This window comes from Pseudomonas sp. DW-iso3, assembly GCF_058725305.1.
In genome coordinates this window covers 268,516-284,199 of record NZ_JBZXDZ010000009.1, presented here as the reverse complement: position 1 = coordinate 284,199, position 15,684 = coordinate 268,516, and the positions used below count along the sequence as shown (strand labels likewise).

At 57.1% G+C, this 15,684-nt stretch carries 12 protein-coding genes and 1 pseudogene; 10 read left to right on the top strand and 3 right to left on the bottom strand.

The window, feature by feature from the left end; translation table 11 throughout:
• Nucleotides 1-18 precede the first annotated feature (18 nt).
• The 3 genes from rplQ (at nucleotide 19) to bfr (ending at nucleotide 2,712) form a co-directional block, all read left to right on the top strand.
• On the top strand, nucleotides 19-405 hold the full coding sequence (gene rplQ, locus AC4PS7_RS25470; protein ID WP_003176402.1) for a 50S ribosomal protein L17: 387 nt from the start codon (nucleotides 19-21) through the stop codon (nucleotides 403-405).
• Between the two features lie 238 nt (nucleotides 406-643).
• Nucleotides 644-2,092: a catalase gene (locus tag AC4PS7_RS25465; RefSeq protein ID WP_010206879.1), complete on the top strand. Its 1,449-nt coding sequence runs from the start codon at nucleotides 644-646 to the stop codon at nucleotides 2,090-2,092.
• 155 nt (nucleotides 2,093-2,247) lie between these two features.
• On the top strand, nucleotides 2,248-2,712 hold the full coding sequence (bfr, locus tag AC4PS7_RS25460; protein WP_003176400.1) for a bacterioferritin: 465 nt from the start codon (nucleotides 2,248-2,250) through the stop codon (nucleotides 2,710-2,712).
• Nucleotides 2,713-2,778: 66 nt separating this feature from the next.
• Here bfr and uvrA read toward each other — a convergent pair whose 3' ends face one another.
• Nucleotides 2,779-5,613 (bottom strand): excinuclease ABC subunit UvrA, encoded by a 2,835-nt coding sequence (gene uvrA, locus AC4PS7_RS25455; protein WP_010206877.1) that lies wholly within the window; start codon nucleotides 5,611-5,613, stop codon nucleotides 2,779-2,781.
• A 178-nt stretch (nucleotides 5,614-5,791) separates the two neighbouring features.
• Between uvrA and AC4PS7_RS25450 the strand changes: the two genes are divergently transcribed.
• The 5 genes and pseudogenes from AC4PS7_RS25450 (at nucleotide 5,792) to AC4PS7_RS25430 (ending at nucleotide 11,345) form a co-directional block, all read left to right on the top strand.
• Nucleotides 5,792-7,186, top strand: coding sequence for an MFS transporter (locus AC4PS7_RS25450; RefSeq protein ID WP_010206876.1), 1,395 nt, complete (start codon nucleotides 5,792-5,794; stop codon nucleotides 7,184-7,186).
• A 9-nt stretch (nucleotides 7,187-7,195) separates the two neighbouring features.
• Nucleotides 7,196-7,711 (top strand): single-stranded DNA-binding protein, encoded by a 516-nt coding sequence (locus AC4PS7_RS25445; RefSeq protein WP_003232445.1) that lies wholly within the window; start codon nucleotides 7,196-7,198, stop codon nucleotides 7,709-7,711.
• Nucleotides 7,712-7,774: 63 nt separating this feature from the next.
• The gene (locus AC4PS7_RS25440; RefSeq protein WP_010206872.1) at nucleotides 7,775-8,062 is read left to right on the top strand and encodes a hypothetical protein; all 288 of its coding nucleotides are present in this window, start codon (nucleotides 7,775-7,777) and stop codon (nucleotides 8,060-8,062) included.
• 633 nt (nucleotides 8,063-8,695) lie between these two features.
• Nucleotides 8,696-11,064 (top strand): annotated as a pseudogene (locus AC4PS7_RS25435) (DUF637 domain-containing protein); the annotation flags it as partial.
• Nucleotides 11,061-11,345 (top strand): hypothetical protein, encoded by a 285-nt coding sequence (locus tag AC4PS7_RS25430; RefSeq protein ID WP_305436619.1) that lies wholly within the window; start codon nucleotides 11,061-11,063, stop codon nucleotides 11,343-11,345. The pseudogene AC4PS7_RS25435 and the gene AC4PS7_RS25430, both read left to right, overlap by 4 nt.
• 667 nt (nucleotides 11,346-12,012) lie before the next feature.
• Here the strand turns inward: AC4PS7_RS25430 and AC4PS7_RS25425 are convergent.
• The gene (locus AC4PS7_RS25425; protein WP_106120205.1) at nucleotides 12,013-12,948 is read right to left on the bottom strand and encodes a hypothetical protein; all 936 of its coding nucleotides are present in this window, start codon (nucleotides 12,946-12,948) and stop codon (nucleotides 12,013-12,015) included.
• A gap of 182 nt (nucleotides 12,949-13,130) precedes the next feature.
• Between AC4PS7_RS25425 and tam the strand changes: the two genes are divergently transcribed.
• Nucleotides 13,131-13,892, top strand: coding sequence for a trans-aconitate 2-methyltransferase (tam, locus tag AC4PS7_RS25420; protein ID WP_154974658.1), 762 nt, complete (start codon nucleotides 13,131-13,133; stop codon nucleotides 13,890-13,892).
• 21 nt (nucleotides 13,893-13,913) lie between these two features.
• Here the strand turns inward: tam and AC4PS7_RS25415 are convergent, their stop codons facing one another.
• Nucleotides 13,914-14,477 (bottom strand): cysteine hydrolase family protein, encoded by a 564-nt coding sequence (locus tag AC4PS7_RS25415; protein ID WP_010206868.1) that lies wholly within the window; start codon nucleotides 14,475-14,477, stop codon nucleotides 13,914-13,916.
• Between the two features lie 97 nt (nucleotides 14,478-14,574).
• Here AC4PS7_RS25415 and AC4PS7_RS25410 point away from each other — a divergent pair, with 97 nt between their 5' ends.
• Nucleotides 14,575-15,534, top strand: coding sequence for a GlxA family transcriptional regulator (locus tag AC4PS7_RS25410; RefSeq protein ID WP_198730166.1), 960 nt, complete (start codon nucleotides 14,575-14,577; stop codon nucleotides 15,532-15,534).
• The last annotated feature ends 150 nt before the right edge of the window (nucleotides 15,535-15,684 follow it).

The following is a 15,684-nucleotide window of genomic DNA, read 5'->3' as shown; positions in this document are numbered from 1 at the left end:
TTTGGTAAGGAATGAACCATGCGTCATCGTAAAAGTGGTCGTCACCTGAGCCGTACCAGCTCGCACCGCAAGGCCATGTTCCAAAACATGGCGGTGTCGCTGTTCGAGCACGAGCTGATCAAAACTACACTGCCGAAAGCTAAAGAACTGCGTCGCGTTGCTGAGCCGCTGATCACTTTGGCCAAGACAGACAGCCTGGCTAACCGCCGTCTGGCTTTCGACCGTACTCGTTCGAAAGCTATCGTTGGTAAGCTCTTCAACGACCTGGGCAAGCGTTACGCTACCCGTGAGGGTGGCTACCTGCGCATCCTCAAGTGCGGTTTCCGCGCTGGCGACAACGCGCCTATGGCGTACGTCGAGTTGGTTGATCGTGCTACTGCCGGCGAAGCTGTAAGCGCCGAGTAAGACGACAAGCTGTAACGAAGAACCGGGCCTAGTGCCCGGTTTTTTGTGCGCGTAATAAAAGCGCGATGCGTACAAGCTTCCGGGGGTTTGGCTTGGCACTATGACGTTTGGGGAGTTTGGTAGTTATTCTCTATCGATGCCTACAATTTAATGAATTTGTAGACGTCATATTGATGATCAATACTTCCTCCAAGCCGATTAGCCGGCAGTTCCAAGTCCGACCTGAGGGAAATTGAGCATGAGCCAGAACAAAATCCTTACTACCGCCAGCGGCGCGCCCGTTGCGGATAACCAGAATTCCCGATCCGCCGGCCCGCGCGGTCCGCTGCTGCTCGACGATTTTCACCTGATCGAGAAGCTCGCTCACTTCAACCGTGAAAACATTCCTGAGCGTCGTGTGCATGCGAAGGGGTCGGGTGCCTACGGTACTTTCACGGTCACCCAAGACATCACTCAGTACACCAGCGCCAAGCTGTTCGAGTCGGTTGGCAAGCAAACCCCTACCTTCCTGCGGTTTTCCACCGTAGGGGGGGAGCGCGGTTCGGCTGATACCGAGCGCGACCCACGTGGTTTCGCCTTGAAGTTCTACACCGAAGAAGGCAACTGGGACATCGTGGGTAACAACACCCCTGTGTTTTTCATCCGCGATCCGTTGAAGTTCCCGGACTTCATCCACACCCAAAAACGCCTGCCGCAAAGCAACCTGAAAAGCGCACAAATGATGTGGGATTTCTGGTCGCACTCCCCAGAGGCACTGCACCAGGTCACCATCCTGTTTTCGGACCGTGGTATTCCTGACGGCTACCGCCACATGCACGGCTTCGGCAGCCACACTTATAGCCTGATCAACGCCAAGGGCGAGCGTCACTGGGTTAAGTGGCACTACAAAACCAAGCAGGGCATCAAGAACCTGGCGCCCGCCGAAGCGGCTCGTCTGGCCGGTACCGACCCTGATTACGCCCAGCGCGATCTGTTCGGTGCAATCGAACGGGGTGACTTCCCGAAATGGCGTGTCTGCATCCAGATCATGACCGAGGCTCAGGCCAACGCTCATTACGAAAATCCTTTTGATGTGACCAAAACCTGGTCGCAGAAGGAATTTCCGCTGATCGAAGTCGGAGAACTGGAGCTTAATCGCAACCCACAAAACTACTTCGCTGAAGTGGAACAGGCTGCGTTCGGCCCTAGCAACATGGTTCCAGGTGTAGGCCTGTCGCCAGACCGTATGTTGCAAGGCCGTGTGTTCGCGTATGCAGATGCCCACCGCTACCGTGTTGGCACCAACCACCAGCAACTGCCGGTGAACGCCCCACGTAGCCCGGTGAACAGCTATCAGCGTGATGGCTCGATGGCATTCGGCAGCAACGGTGGCGCAGCGCCCAACTACGAGCCGAACAGCTACGCCGATGCGCCGAAACAAGCCCCTCAATACGCTGAGCCTGCTTTGGCCTTGAGCGGTGCGGCAGATCGTTACGATCACCGGGAAGACACTGACTACTACAGCCACGCTGGTGCGCTGTTCCGCCTGATGAACGATGAGCAGAAAGCCTTGCTCACCAGCAATATCGCCGGAGCAATGGGCGGCGTTTCCAGTGATGTGGTCCAGCGTCAATTGCAGCACTTCTACAAGGCAGATCCTGCTTATGGAGAAGCAATCGCAAAGGCACTGGGTGTATCGCTTAACTAACTCTAAACGATAAGCAGAACCGCCCTCATTTGGGCGGTTTTTGCGTTATTTCAGCTACTTTTCTCCGGAAATCTTCACTTTTCTGCCGTTGGTCCCGTGACCTTCAGGTCATCATGGTTCAAACTACAGACTTTCAAGCAGGGAGATGTAGGGCGATGCAAGGTCACCCCGACGTAATCGATTACCTCAACACGTTGCTGACGGGCGAACTGGCTGCTCGTGACCAATATTTCATCCACTCGCGTATGTACGAAGACTGGGGCTTTACCGAGCTCTACGAGCGTATCAACCATGAGATGGAAGAAGAGGCACAGCACGCCGACGCACTGATGCGCCGTATCCTCATGCTCGAAGGCACGCCGCGTATGCGTCCGGATGATCTGGACGTGGGCACAACCGTACCTGACATGCTCGCTGCCGACCTGCGCCTCGAGTACAAGGTCCGTGCCGCGCTCTGCAAAGGCATCGAACTCTGCGAGCAGCACAACGACTATGTCACCCGGGAAATCCTGCGGGTGCAGTTGAATGACACCGAAGAAGATCACACCTACTGGCTTGAAAAGCAGTTGGGCCTGATCAAGCTGATCGGCCTGGAGAATTACCTGCAATCGCAGTTCTGATTTCCGGCTACAAAAAAGCCCCTGTCACCGCAAGGTGACAGGGGCTTTTCATTGGGCCTGAAAAGGTCAGGCCCGGTCGCGTTCCAGCAACGGCTTCAGGTAGTAACCGGTATGCGACTGCGGCATTTCGGAGACCTGCTCCGGCGTGCCTACGGCAATGATCTGGCCACCCTTGGAACCGCCTTCCGGCCCCAGGTCCACCAGCCAATCGGCCGTCTTGATCACATCAAGGTTGTGCTCGATTACCACCACGGTGTTGCCGTGGTCGCGCAGGCGGTGCAGCACGTCCAGCAATTGCTGTATATCCGCGAAGTGCAGGCCCGTGGTCGGCTCATCGAGGATATACAGGGTCTTGCCGGTATCGCGTTTGGACAGCTCGCGAGACAACTTCACCCGCTGCGCCTCACCACCTGACAGCGTGGTCGCCGACTGACCCAGCTTGATATACGACAAACCCACGTCCATCAGCGTCTGCAGTTTGCGCGCCAACGCCGGAACTGCGTCGAAGAACACCCGCGCTTCCTCGATGGTCATCTCCAGGGTTTCGTGGATGCTCTTGCCCTTGTACTTGATCTCCAGGGTCTCGCGGTTGTAGCGCTTGCTTTTGCACACATCGCACGGCACGTAGATGTCCGGCAGGAAGTGCATTTCCACCTTGATCAAGCCGTCGCCCTGGCACGCTTCGCAGCGTCCGCCCTTGACGTTGAACGAGAACCGACCCGGCCCGTAACCCCGTGAGCGGGATTCCGGAACACCGGCAAACAGTTCACGAATGGGCGTGAACAAACCGGTGTAGGTCGCCGGGTTGGAACGTGGCGTCCGGCCAATCGGGCTTTGGTCGATGTCGACCACCTTATCCAGGTGTTCCAGGCCTTTGATGCTGTCGTGCGCCGCCGCTTCCAAGGTGGTCGCGCCGTTCAGGGCAGTGGCACTCAAGGGAAACAACGTGTTGTTTATGAGCGTCGATTTACCTGAGCCGGAAACACCGGTCACGCATGTCAGCAAACCAATTGGAATTTCCAAGTCGACATTGCGCAAGTTGTTACCGCGTGCGCCCTTGAGGTGCAGCGCCAGCTTCTTGTTACGCGGTGTGCGTTTGGCCGGCACTTCGATCTTGACGCGGCCAGACAAGTATTTGCCGGTCAGCGAGTCCGGGTGAGCCATGACTTCGGCCGGGGTGCCTTCAGCGACAATATGTCCGCCATGCACACCGGCGCCCGGGCCGATATCAACCACGTAATCCGCCAGGCGAATCGCGTCTTCATCGTGTTCGACCACAATCACCGTGTTGCCGATATCCCGCAGGTGTTTCAACGTACCCAGCAGGCGATCGTTGTCGCGCTGGTGCAGGCCAATCGACGGTTCGTCGAGGATGTACAACACACCCACAAGGCCGGCGCCGATCTGGCTGGCCAGGCGGATGCGCTGTGCTTCACCGCCGGACAAGGTATCGGCGCTGCGGTCCAGAGAGAGGTAATCCAGGCCAACGTTGACCAGGAACTGCAACCGCTCGCGAATCTCCTTGAGGATCTTGTCGGCGATTTCTCCACGGCGGCCGGTCAGCTTGAGTACGCCAAAGTATTCGCAGGCATCACCGATCGGCAGGTTGGTCACCGCCGGCAATGTTTTCTCGCCCACCCACACATGCCGCGCCTCACGACGCAGGCGAGTGCCGCGGCAATCCGGGCAAGGTTGTGTGCTGAGGAATTTCGCCAGTTCTTCGCGCACGCTGGCCGATTCTGTCTCGCGGTAGCGACGCTCCAGGTTCGGCACGATGCCTTCGAACGGGTGCGAGCGCTTGACGATATCGCCACGGTCGTTCAGGTACTTGAAGTCGACGTTCTGCGAACCACTGCCGTGCAAGATGACCTTCTGCTGGTCCGCCGGCAGTTGGTTGAACGGTACCTCCAGGCTGAATTTGTAATGCGACGCCAACGACCCCAGCATCTGGAAGTAGTAAACGTTGCGCCGATCCCAGCCGCGTATCGCCCCCTCCGCCAGCGTCATGTCACCGTTGACCAGGCGCTTGATGTCGAAGAACTGCTTCACCCCCAGGCCATCACAGGTCGGGCAGGCGCCGGCCGGGTTGTTGAAGGAGAACAGCTTGGGTTCAAGCTCGCTGATGGCGTGGCCGCAGATCGGGCAGGCAAAGCGCGCGGAGAAGATGATCTCTTCGCCCGGCTCGTCGTCCATCGGCGCCACGAGTGCAATGCCGTCGGCCAGCTTCAACGCGGTTTCGAAGGATTCCGCCAGGCGCTGCTGCAGATCGGCGCGCACTTTGAAACGGTCAACGACCACATCGATCGAGTGCTTCTTCTGCTTGTCGAGCTTCGGCGCCTCGTCCAGCTCATAGAGCTTGCCGTTGATGCGTGCACGTACAAAACCTTGCGCCCGCAGCTCTTCGAAGACGGAAAGGTGTTCACCCTTGCGCTCACGGATCACCGGTGCCAGCAGCATCAGCTTGGCGCCTTCCGGCTGGGCCAGCACCAGGTCGACCATCTGGCTGACGGTCTGGGCTTCCAGGGGAATGTCGTGGTCCGGGCAACGCGGAATACCCACACGTGCATACAGCAGGCGCAGGTAGTCGTAGATTTCGGTGATGGTGCCCACGGTGGAGCGCGGGTTATGGGAGGTCGACTTCTGTTCGATGGAGATCGCCGGCGACAGGCCTTCAATGGTGTCGACGTCGGGCTTTTCCATCATCGACAGGAACTGGCGGGCATAGGCCGACAGCGATTCCACATAGCGACGCTGGCCTTCGGCATACAGCGTGTCGAACGCCAGGGAAGATTTGCCGGACCCGGACAAACCGGTGATGACGATCAGTTTGTCCCGGGGCAGGGTCAGGTCGATGTTCTTCAGGTTGTGGGTTCTAGCCCCACGAATCAGGATCTTGTCCAAGATGGCCTCGCACGGCGGGCGTAAATAATGCCGGAGTATACGGCTAAAGACTGGATGAATATACACTGTCAAAAGGCCGCTTGCAGCCTTAGATGAAAGCTGCGCGGCAAAGCGCCGCATATACCCTCTCAATCGATGGGACTGGTAGAATCGCCGCCGGTTCACATGAGGTTTTTCCATGCACGATCCCCACAGCGAGCGCATGAGTAGCGGCGAGACCCGAGCGGCAAGCGGTCTGGCCCTGGTGTTCGCCTTCCGTATGCTGGGCATGTTTATGGTGTTGCCGGTGCTGGCGACCTATGGAATGGATCTCGCCGGCGCGACCCCCGCATTGATTGGCCTGGCCATTGGCGCGTATGGCCTGACCCAGGCCATTTTCCAGATCCCGTTCGGGATCATTTCCGACCGTATTGGCCGTCGCCCGGTGATCTACCTCGGGCTGATCGTGTTTGCCCTCGGCAGTGTGCTGGCGGCCCAGTCCGACTCCATATGGGGCGTGATTGCCGGGCGTATCCTGCAAGGCGCCGGCGCGATTTCCGCGGCCGTGATGGCCTTGCTGTCGGACCTGACCCGCGAACAACACCGCACCAAGGCCATGGCCATGATCGGCATGACCATCGGTCTGTCGTTTGCCGTGGCCATGGTCGTCGGCCCTTTGCTGACCCGCGCGTTCGGCCTGCACGGACTGTTCCTCGCCACCGGCGGCATGGCGCTGTTCGGCATCGTGATCGTGGCCTTTATGGTGCCGCGCTCCACCGGCACGTTGCAGCATCGCGAATCGGGTGTCGCGCGCAAGGCACTCTTGCCGACACTCAAGCACCCCGACCTGCTGCGCCTGGATTTAGGTATCTTCGTATTACACGCCATGCTGATGTGCAGCTTCGTTGCCTTGCCCCTGGCACTGGTGGAAAAAGCCGGTCTGCCCAAGGAACAGCACTGGTGGGTCTACCTGACAGCGCTGCTGATCTCATTCTTCGCCATGATTCCGTTCATCATTTATGGCGAGAAAAAACGCAAAATGAAACGAATCCTGCTCGGTGCCGTCACGACGCTGATGCTCACTGAGCTATTCTTCTGGCAGTTCGGCGACAGCCTGCGGGCGCTGGTAATCGGCACGGTGGTGTTCTTCACTGCGTTCAACCTGCTGGAGGCGTCACTGCCTTCGCTGATCAGTAAAGTTTCACCGGCCGGTGGCAAGGGCACGGCGATGGGGGTGTATTCCACCAGCCAGTTCCTCGGTTCTGCACTGGGCGGCATCATGGGGGGCTGGATGTTCCAGCATGGCGGTTTGTCGGTTGTCTTCCTCGGATGCGCCGGGCTGGCTGCACTTTGGCTGGCCTTTGCTGTTACCATGCGCGAACCTCCCTACGTCACAAGTTTGCGTTTGCCGCTATCGCCTGAGGCGATCCGTGAAAGCGGCCTGGTAGAGCGCCTTAAGGCCGTCGTAGGGGTAACAGATGCAGTCGTGGTCGCGGAAGAGGCGGCCATTTACATCAAATTGGACACCGAATTATTGGATCGCGCGACGCTCGAGCAACTGGTCAACCCAGTGCCGACAGCGCGCCCAGCCTAGGAGAACGTTATGGCCCGTGGGGTTAACAAAGTCATATTGGTCGGTACATGCGGCCAGGATCCCGAAGTTCGCTACTTGCCTAACGGTAACGCCGTGACCAACCTGAGTCTGGCGACCAGCGAACAGTGGACCGACAAGCAGACTGGCCAGAAGGTCGAGAAAACCGAATGGCACCGCGTGTCGATGTTCGGCAAGGTTGCCGAGATCGCTGGTGAGTACCTGCGCAAAGGTTCGCAGGTCTACATCGAAGGCAAACTGCAGACCCGCGAGTGGGAAAAAGACGGCATCAAGCGTTACACCACTGAAATCGTGGTCGACATGCAAGGCACCATGCAACTGCTGGGCGGCCGTCCGCAGGGCGACCAACAAGGCCAGGGCGGCATGTCCAACTCGGCACCGCGTCCACAGCAGTCCCGTCCGCAGCCAAGCCAGCAGCCACAGCGTGAGTCGCGCCCAGCGCCACAACAGGCTGCCCCGCAACCGGCTCCGGATTTTGACAGCTTTGATGACGATATTCCGTTCTAGGACTTACCTGAGACTTTATTGTAAAGTTTTTGTCGGAAAGCCCCTATTTAAGGGGCTTTTTTGATGGTTCACGTTGTAAAGTTTTACGTCGCGATTTGCCGATTTTCAGGATTGTGTACTACCTTGAAAAATGTAAAATTTTCATGGGTTGTAATCCCGATGACTTTATTGGCGATAAAACACATCCAATTCCGCCATGGCGAGCGGCATAAATTGTTGGTTAGTGCCCAGACGGGCATCCCTCTGTATTACCCCTCACTCTTTATCACGACCCATGTCCGTGCTGGCGGCTTCTCCGTTTCTACAGTGCAGGGGGCGCTTGCGGCAATTAAAGTGCTGTATGCCTGGTAAGCAAACCAAGGCATTAATCTTGAAGCGTTGTTTTCGACAGGACGACTGCTCCTGCGCGAGGAAGTTACTTCGTTGGTCGCGTTTAGTGCCCGGCTGTTAAGTGGGGAGCGCCGACAACTAACCGCGAAGGTGCACACCTTGAAGCTTAACGCCGGCAGAACCGTCGCTTGTAATACGCGTAGCGTCGGTGCGCAGACGCAATTCACACGGATCAGCACAATGTCAAAATACCTTGGCTTTTTGGCTGAAACATTACGTGTCGGGCGTGATAGTAGTGCGACGGAGAGTCAGGTGAGTGCAATGGTTAAGCGTCTCAACGCATGCCGACCAAAGGTAAGGAACATCTCAGCAGTCGACCGGGATGAGAGGGGCTTGGACATCCATTTGGTGGATTAGGTACTCGAGTATCTTTGGCCAGATCACCCGCAGAATCCTTTTTCTAGTAAGGGTCTCCAGCAGCGCAATTATTTAATCATAACGCTGCTTCGCTATCTGGGCATTAGGCGGGGCGAACTGCTCAATTTGCGGGTAGAGGACGTAGATTTCAGTCAGGGTGTGATCAAAATCGTTAGACGTGCGGACAGCCCGCTGGACAGTCGCCGAAATCAACCGTTGGTTAAGACCGCGCAGCGTGTGAGCGCAGGGCGTGACGTAGTGATCGCCAGCCAGACCGAACAGGACGACTACGCCTATCAGCGGCGGCGCATCAGCGGCACCGAGCAAACCATCCTGCAACATGCGTCGACGGTGGAGGTTGGCGGCCACATGGCCATTGAGGCCCGGCGCGATATTGCGGTTATTGCCAGCACCGTTAGTGCTGCCAAGAACCTGAGCGTTGAAGCGGGTGAAAACGTGTCGCTTATTTCTGCGGCCAATGAGCAACACGAGTATTCGAAAGGCAAAAAAGGCAATACTAAAACCACGACCCAACTGGACAACGTGACCCAGCAAACCGCTCAGCTAAACGCTGGCGGTAACTTGGTTGCTATTGCAGGTACCGACCTGACCCTGGTTGCCAGCAAAATCAGCGCCGGCAACGAAGCCTATATTCAGGCGGGTGAGGAGTTGAAGCTGTTGGCCGCGCAAGACAGTCATTACTCGTTGTATGACATGAATAAAAAGGGGAGTTGGGGTAGCAAGAAAACTCAGCGTGATGAGGTGACCCAGGTCACCCATGTGGGCAGCGAGATCAAAGCCGGTTCGAGCATGATGCTCGAAAGTGGCAGTAATCAGCTGTTTCAAGCGGCAAAGCTCCAGAGTGGGGGGGACATTGCGATTGTCAGCGGTGGCTCGGTGACATTTGAGGCGGTTAAAGACTCGCGGCAGGAGAGTCACGAAAAGAGTAAGAGCGATATGGCGTGGAACAGTGCCAAAGGTGAAGGCAGTACTGACGAGACATTACGTCAGACCTTGATGGTGGGGCAGGGGCAACTCGCTATTCGCGCCGCCGGTAAGATCAATATAGACCTCAAGCAGATTGACCAAAAAACTGTCAGCCAGACGATTGATGCAATGGTTCAAGCCGAGCCTCAGCTTGCCTGGATCAAAGTAGCTGAAGCCAATGGGCAAGTTGATTGGCGAATGGTCAAGGAGATCCACGACAGCTGGGACTATAAGCAATCGGGATTAGGTGCCGCACCCGCGCTGATTATTTCGATTGTCGCCAGCATCTACCTGGGGCCCCTCGCGGGGGCTATGGCTAGCAACTTTGCGGTTGGGACAATCAATGGCGGCGGTGATATTGGTGCGGGACTGAAAGCGGCCACCAGTAAAGATGCGATCAAGGGTTACGCGACGCAAATGGTCACTAGCGGAGTCCTGGCCGGAATAGACACCGCTGTCGGTGGTTGGAATACCGACGGGGCGTTGATTCTTAACGCGACGGGGTCAATAACCCTGGTTATAGCAAGAGCATGCTGGACTGGAACACGGTCAGTGACAATGTGCTGCGCAGCACTACCCACGCTTTGGTAGCCGGCAGCATCAATACGGCGATTAACGGCGGTAGCTTGAAGGACAATCTTGGCGCAGCCGCAGTTTCCGAAGGGCTGGACCTGACGGCAGCCTTTGGCAACAAGCAGGTGGGCGATTTGGCTGAGTACCTGAAAATAACCCCAGGGTCGGCACAAAAAGTCTTGATGCATGCTGTATTGGGAGGAGCGTTATCAAGCGCTAAAGGTGGAGACTTCAAGACCGGGGCTTTAGCCGGCGCCGCCTCAGAAGGATTGACAGCTTTCGCAACGGAAAAACTGGGTAACTACCTGGACTCCCGGTTTGCCACGGATACCCAGTTCCGGGTAGGCACCGCTCAACTCGTCGGCGTTTTGGCGGGTGCTCTAGTCAACGGTGATCCTGCAACCGCTAGCTGGGTAGCCGGAAACGCAAAAAAATATAATGATGAGTTTCATATTGGTGGGCCCGCCATTGCGGGGGCTGTGAGTGCAGGTGAAAAAGTGCTTAAAGAGGGTGGAACGCCAGACCAGGCTACCGCTGCAATGAGTTCGCACCTGAGGGGCGATGGTTTTGATGGGCCAATGCCTGCCAATGGACTTGTACAAGCATGGTCAATCGGTGTTGGTCTGCCCCTGGCGGCAGTTGAAGCACCTGCTGTAGGGATAGGAGGGCTGGTAGCGGGTGCCTTGATTTCCGGCGGTGCAAATTTCGGCTATCAGCTATCGACGGGTAAGGACGTTAACTATACCGATGTATCCATCGCCGCGACGGTTGGAGGATTAACGCAAGGGAAGGGGTTCTGGCTGACTCAAGGATACGGATTGAGCGGCGCTTATTTGGGCAGTGTAATCAAGGGCGAGGATGCGAAGTATTCGTTGCTGGGCTCTGTGCTAGGCACTGCAATAGGTTATAAATCCGGAAATGTGATCACAGGGCAGTTGAAACCATTAATAGGAAATACTGCGAGCGAAACCTCAGGAGCGGCGACAGGTTCTGTATTGTCTGAAATTGTCAGCGGTGGTGTATCTAATATGGGAAGTAATAAATGAAGCCAAAAACGGTAGGTTGGTACCTATTGGGTACGCTAGTTGTGTATTTTTTTCTGGTTTTTTTTATGGTGGGTATTGTCGGTAATTTACTTGTGGCGACGATTGCATATTTCAAGCTGGGTCATTGGGCGCTTGAGACTGGCGTTATCAATGCCTCTCTGAAAGTCGCTGCTTACTGCGGAGTTCCAGTAGGTGCGGGTATTTGGGTGTTGTCATGGCTGAAAAGTCGTAAAGAAAAAAAAGGCACTAGTATTTGTGCTATCGGTGGGGAAAAGGGATGAAAGGAAAAGGGGACGGATTTATGTGCGCCAGACAAAGCGTGGTCGCCTGGAATTGACGGCGCAAGCCGTCATGAAATGGCGTAAGAAACCGAGCGGGTACTAACCCCGTCCGGCAAGGACCAGCCATCCACCGGAAGCGAGTCTTGTGTGGTGCTCGGGTAACCGGCACTGCGAAGCTTAGACAGCGAGTGTATAGGCCGTGTAATACAGCCTCGAAATGTCCGCAGCGTGGAAGCCGACGCCTTATAAATAGTGGAAGGCAACATTGAAATACCGCAATGGCTTGGTATTGAAATCCCACCGGGGTCAGAGAGCAGGGCATGTACGCATGAGGGTTTTTCAGGAGCCTGGCCCGTTGTTTTCCTCCATGAGATGACCGGTGAGGAAAGGAGCGGCCGCCAACCTTCCATGGAAAAGGGGACGGATTTTATTTAGTTCCTGTTTTTTAATCTGTTAGCTAAGAAATGGCTTGGCGTATTATTGCTCTTTAATAATTGAGTTTTTTTGCTTGGCAAGCTTGGCTTAGTCAAGCGGGGGTAGTCCATTTAATGCTTTTTGGTGTTCATAAAAATTGTAACGGACGACTTCGCGTCAGTATCCATCAAACCCCTGGGTCCCATGACTCAGGGGTTTTTTATTGGGTGTGACACAGGCCTTGGCCATGAGGCTATCGAATCCAATCATCCACGGAGCGTCGTTTGGCTTTCTTGCCTGTCAGCAAGATGGGTTTTCCCCAGTCGAACAATGATGTGGATATCCGATGTTTCTTGCCTTTGAACACGGTGCTGAGCATTGCCCGGATATTCTCCAGCAAGGGAGGTTCAAGATCCGCTTGAAGGGGGTAGCCCTGCGGATAATTTCGCCGTTCGACCCAATACACGATGCGAGAAGTGATGAACAGGAAGAGCATCATCGCGCCCATCGTGAACGGCAGCGTCAAGTACGGCGGGAGGCTCTCGGGCTTGTTCCAGATGACGTCCAGGCCGTAGTCCCGTAGCAGAAGCGCGCCCGCGATGAAGAACCCCGGCAACGTATTGAAGATGAGCAGCAAGCAGGTCAACATCGATAAGCGTTCGAGGAACGGTGCCCTGACTTCCTCCGCCGTATGATCAATCGGACTGTCCTGCCCGATGATTCGCCCTATAATCTTGACTTCGGTCATGGCGTTGCCCGTCACGAAGATGGGCACAATCAGGTACTCACCGGGGTTTATGCAGTCAAAGTCGATGCGTATTGTCGTCGGGCTTGTAATCGTTGCCGCACAGTCGGTCTGGTCTTCGAAAGGGACGGTCTTGGCGCTCACCAGGGTGCAGTCATCGCCGACCTGTATCTGGAGTGGCGCCGATGGCGTCAGGTCAGATTGCACGACTGGTTGATTGCCTTTGTTCCAGATCAACATGCCGATCACGTACACGCCTCTGTGCTGATTGCCTTCTTCATCACATATGCGAAACGGCAGTTCTTTCGGTATCTCAGCCACGATGCCCCTGAGCAACAGGCGCGCCTCCAGGCGTTTATGGGGGAGGTTGGGCTTTCGGCCGAACAGCGTGGTGATCAATCGAACAAGTGCAGTAACCGGGGAGAGAAATTCTCCGAGTGTCATATAGGCCTCCCATCCCTAGGCAAAAAACGAGGTATGTCATCTTCAACGTGTCGTGACTATAAACGCTTTGTACCGGGGAGGCTGTTTTCGGCAAAGCGGACCAGGCGTGCAGCACTCGGTATTTGTCCTCGAGGCTCACACGATTTAGGCTGGCGCCAACGTCAACAAGATGGAAAGCCGCGATGACCTGGTCTGCCAAGCAATACACACTGTTCGAACAGCAGCGCACCCGTCCCGTCCGTGACTTGGTCGCGGCCATTCCGAATGCCGAGGTGCGCAACGCCGTGGATCTGGGCTGCGGCCCCGGTAACTCCACCGAAGTGCTGGCCGAGCGTTTTCCGCAAGCCCATGTCACCGGCCTGGACAGCTCCGACGACATGCTGGTGGACGCCCGCAAACGGCTGCCGGCACTGAGCTTCGAACTGGCGGATATAGGTGACTGGAAACCTGTGCAAGCCTTCGATGTGATCCTGGCCAACGCGTCCCTGCAATGGTTACCGGACCACGCCATGCTTTACCCGCACCTGGCCCGCCAACTGACGCCCGGTGGCACGCTGGCGGTGCAAACCCCGGACAACCTCGATGAGCCTGCCCACCGGCTTGCCCGCGACGTCGCGGCCGATGGTCCTTGGTCGGCCAAGATCGGCGCGGTCAAACACAACCAGCGTCATACCGCGAGCTACTACTACGAACTGCTGAGCAAGCATTGCAGTACCGTCGATGTGTGGCGCACCACGTATCAGCACCCGTTGGCGGACCACGCGGCGGTGGTGGAGTGGTTCAAAGCATCGGCGCTCAGACCGTTCCTTGCGCCTTTGACCGACGGCGAGAAAGCCGCCTTCCTGCAGGAATACCAGGCGCGGATTACCCAGGCCTATCCAGCCCTGGCGGATGGCACCGTGTTGCTGCCGTTTCCGCGCCTGTTCATCATCGCGACCCGCTGACGCTAAGACGACAAGTGGCGGTCAAGCCGCCGCCGCTTGCGCTTTCAAGTACTCATCTGCCGACACCACACCCGCATAACCAAAGGCCAGCGACGCCATGTACGCCCCATGCACCTGCGCCGCCGGAATCACCTGGCCATTGAACTCCAGGTCCCGTGTCGCGCACGCGTCATGAATCACCGTGACCTTGTAGCCCAGGTCCGCCGCCGCCCGTACCACGCCGTCGATGCACATGTGGCTCATGCTGCCAACCACCACCAGGTCCGTGATGCTGCGTTGTTCCAGCAGTGCGCGCAGGTTGGTTTCGCGAAACGCATTCACAAAGTGTTTAAGCACCACCGGCTCACTGCCTTCGTTCAGCACCTTGGAATGCAGATGCGCCCCTTCGGAGCCTGGCGTGAAGAACGGCGCGTCATCGGACGTGAACTCATGGCGCACATGAATCACCGCATCGCCTGCCTGGCGAAACGCCTGCAGTACTTGCGCGGCCTTGTCTGCCGCGGCGTCCACGCCGTCGAGTGGCCACTTGCCTTGGGGGAAGTAGTCGTTCTGGATATCGATTAGGATGAGCGCTTGCTTGGCCATGTTGTGTTGCCTCGTGATGGGTTGATGGGCCCAGTATCTTAGCTGGCGCCCGCACCGGGGATTGGCTGCGCCGACAATAACAGGGGGAAAACTGACAATGGTGGTCGTCGAGCTGGGCGTGTTGATCTATCAAGGTGCGCAGTTGGCCGCCGTGCATGGCTTGACCGACCTGTTCGGCGTGGCCAACCGCATCGCCGCCGAACATCAATCCGCGCAATTGCCCTTGCTGCGGGTCAGCCATTGGCAGGTGGATGTTACCGGTAAACCGGCGCGCGTATTCAGCAGTCCCCCTGGCCCCGAGCAACCGATGATGGCCGTGCTGGTGCCGCCGTCGATTGGTGAATTCACCGAAGACCAGGCGCCCCTCGCGCTGTTGGAGTGGATTCGCCAGCAACACGCGGCGGGTACGGTGTTGGGCGGTGTGTGCATTGGCTCGATCATGCTGGCGCGCAGTGGGTTGCTTGACGGACGTAGTGCCACCACCCATTGGTCTTCTGCCAAATCTTTCGCCGCCCGTTACCCGGCGGTGCGCCTGGAGGCGGATAAGCCCATCGTCGATGACGGCGACCTGATCACCACTGCCGGCTTGATGGCCTGGTCCGAACTCGGCCTGCGCCTGGTCGACCGCCTGATGGGCCCAAGTATCGCGGCCGATACCGCGCGGTTCCTGGTGATCGAACACAGCGACAGTGCCAGCCAATGCGGCAGTAACTTTGCGCCGATTCTCGGCCACGGCGACGCGGCCATCCTCAAGGTTCAGCACTGGTTGCAGGCCAGCGGCGCGGTGGATGTTTCCCTGGCCGCGATGGCCCGGGAAGCCGGTTTGGAAGAGCGCACCTTCCTACGGCGCTTTCGCAACGCCACGGGTTTGAAACCCACCGAATACTGTCAGCACTTGCGCGTGGGCAAGGCGCGGCAGATGCTGGAATTCACTAACGGTACCATCGACCATATCGCCTGGACTGTGGGTTACCAGGACCCGAGTGCCTTTCGCGCCACCTTCAAGAAGATCACCGGCCTGGCGCCCAGCGATTACCGCAGCCGTTTCGGCGTGTGAATCGTGCAGAACGCCGCCGCATCAGAAGGGCGTCGTGCAGAAAAGAGCAGGCCAACTGCCATCGGTTTTTCAGCAACTGGTTGATTTGAAAGTATTCCTGCCCGAGAGCGCCTTGGCCTGATCTCTGCAACGTTCTGTATACACACATGG

What these genes read in the sequence shown, in the direction of transcription:
- AC4PS7_RS25410 (WP_198730166.1), top strand. Translation starts at nt 14,575, where the DNA reads ATGGTGGTCGTCGAGCTGGGCGTGTTGATCTATCAAGGTGCGCAGTTG.
- bfr (WP_003176400.1), top strand. Translation starts at nt 2,248, where the DNA reads ATGCAAGGTCACCCCGACGTAATCGATTACCTCAACACGTTGCTGACG.
- AC4PS7_RS25425 (WP_106120205.1), bottom strand. Translation starts at nt 12,948, where the DNA reads ATGACACTCGGAGAATTTCTCTCCCCGGTTACTGCACTTGTTCGATTG.
- AC4PS7_RS25445 (WP_003232445.1), top strand. Translation starts at nt 7,196, where the DNA reads ATGGCCCGTGGGGTTAACAAAGTCATATTGGTCGGTACATGCGGCCAG.
- AC4PS7_RS25450 (WP_010206876.1), top strand. Translation starts at nt 5,792, where the DNA reads ATGCACGATCCCCACAGCGAGCGCATGAGTAGCGGCGAGACCCGAGCG.
- AC4PS7_RS25430 (WP_305436619.1), top strand. Translation starts at nt 11,061, where the DNA reads ATGAAGCCAAAAACGGTAGGTTGGTACCTATTGGGTACGCTAGTTGTG.
- AC4PS7_RS25465 (WP_010206879.1), top strand. Translation starts at nt 644, where the DNA reads ATGAGCCAGAACAAAATCCTTACTACCGCCAGCGGCGCGCCCGTTGCG.
- rplQ (WP_003176402.1), top strand. Translation starts at nt 19, where the DNA reads ATGCGTCATCGTAAAAGTGGTCGTCACCTGAGCCGTACCAGCTCGCAC.
- AC4PS7_RS25415 (WP_010206868.1), bottom strand. Translation starts at nt 14,477, where the DNA reads ATGGCCAAGCAAGCGCTCATCCTAATCGATATCCAGAACGACTACTTC.
- tam (WP_154974658.1), top strand. Translation starts at nt 13,131, where the DNA reads ATGACCTGGTCTGCCAAGCAATACACACTGTTCGAACAGCAGCGCACC.
- AC4PS7_RS25440 (WP_010206872.1), top strand. Translation starts at nt 7,775, where the DNA reads ATGGTTCACGTTGTAAAGTTTTACGTCGCGATTTGCCGATTTTCAGGA.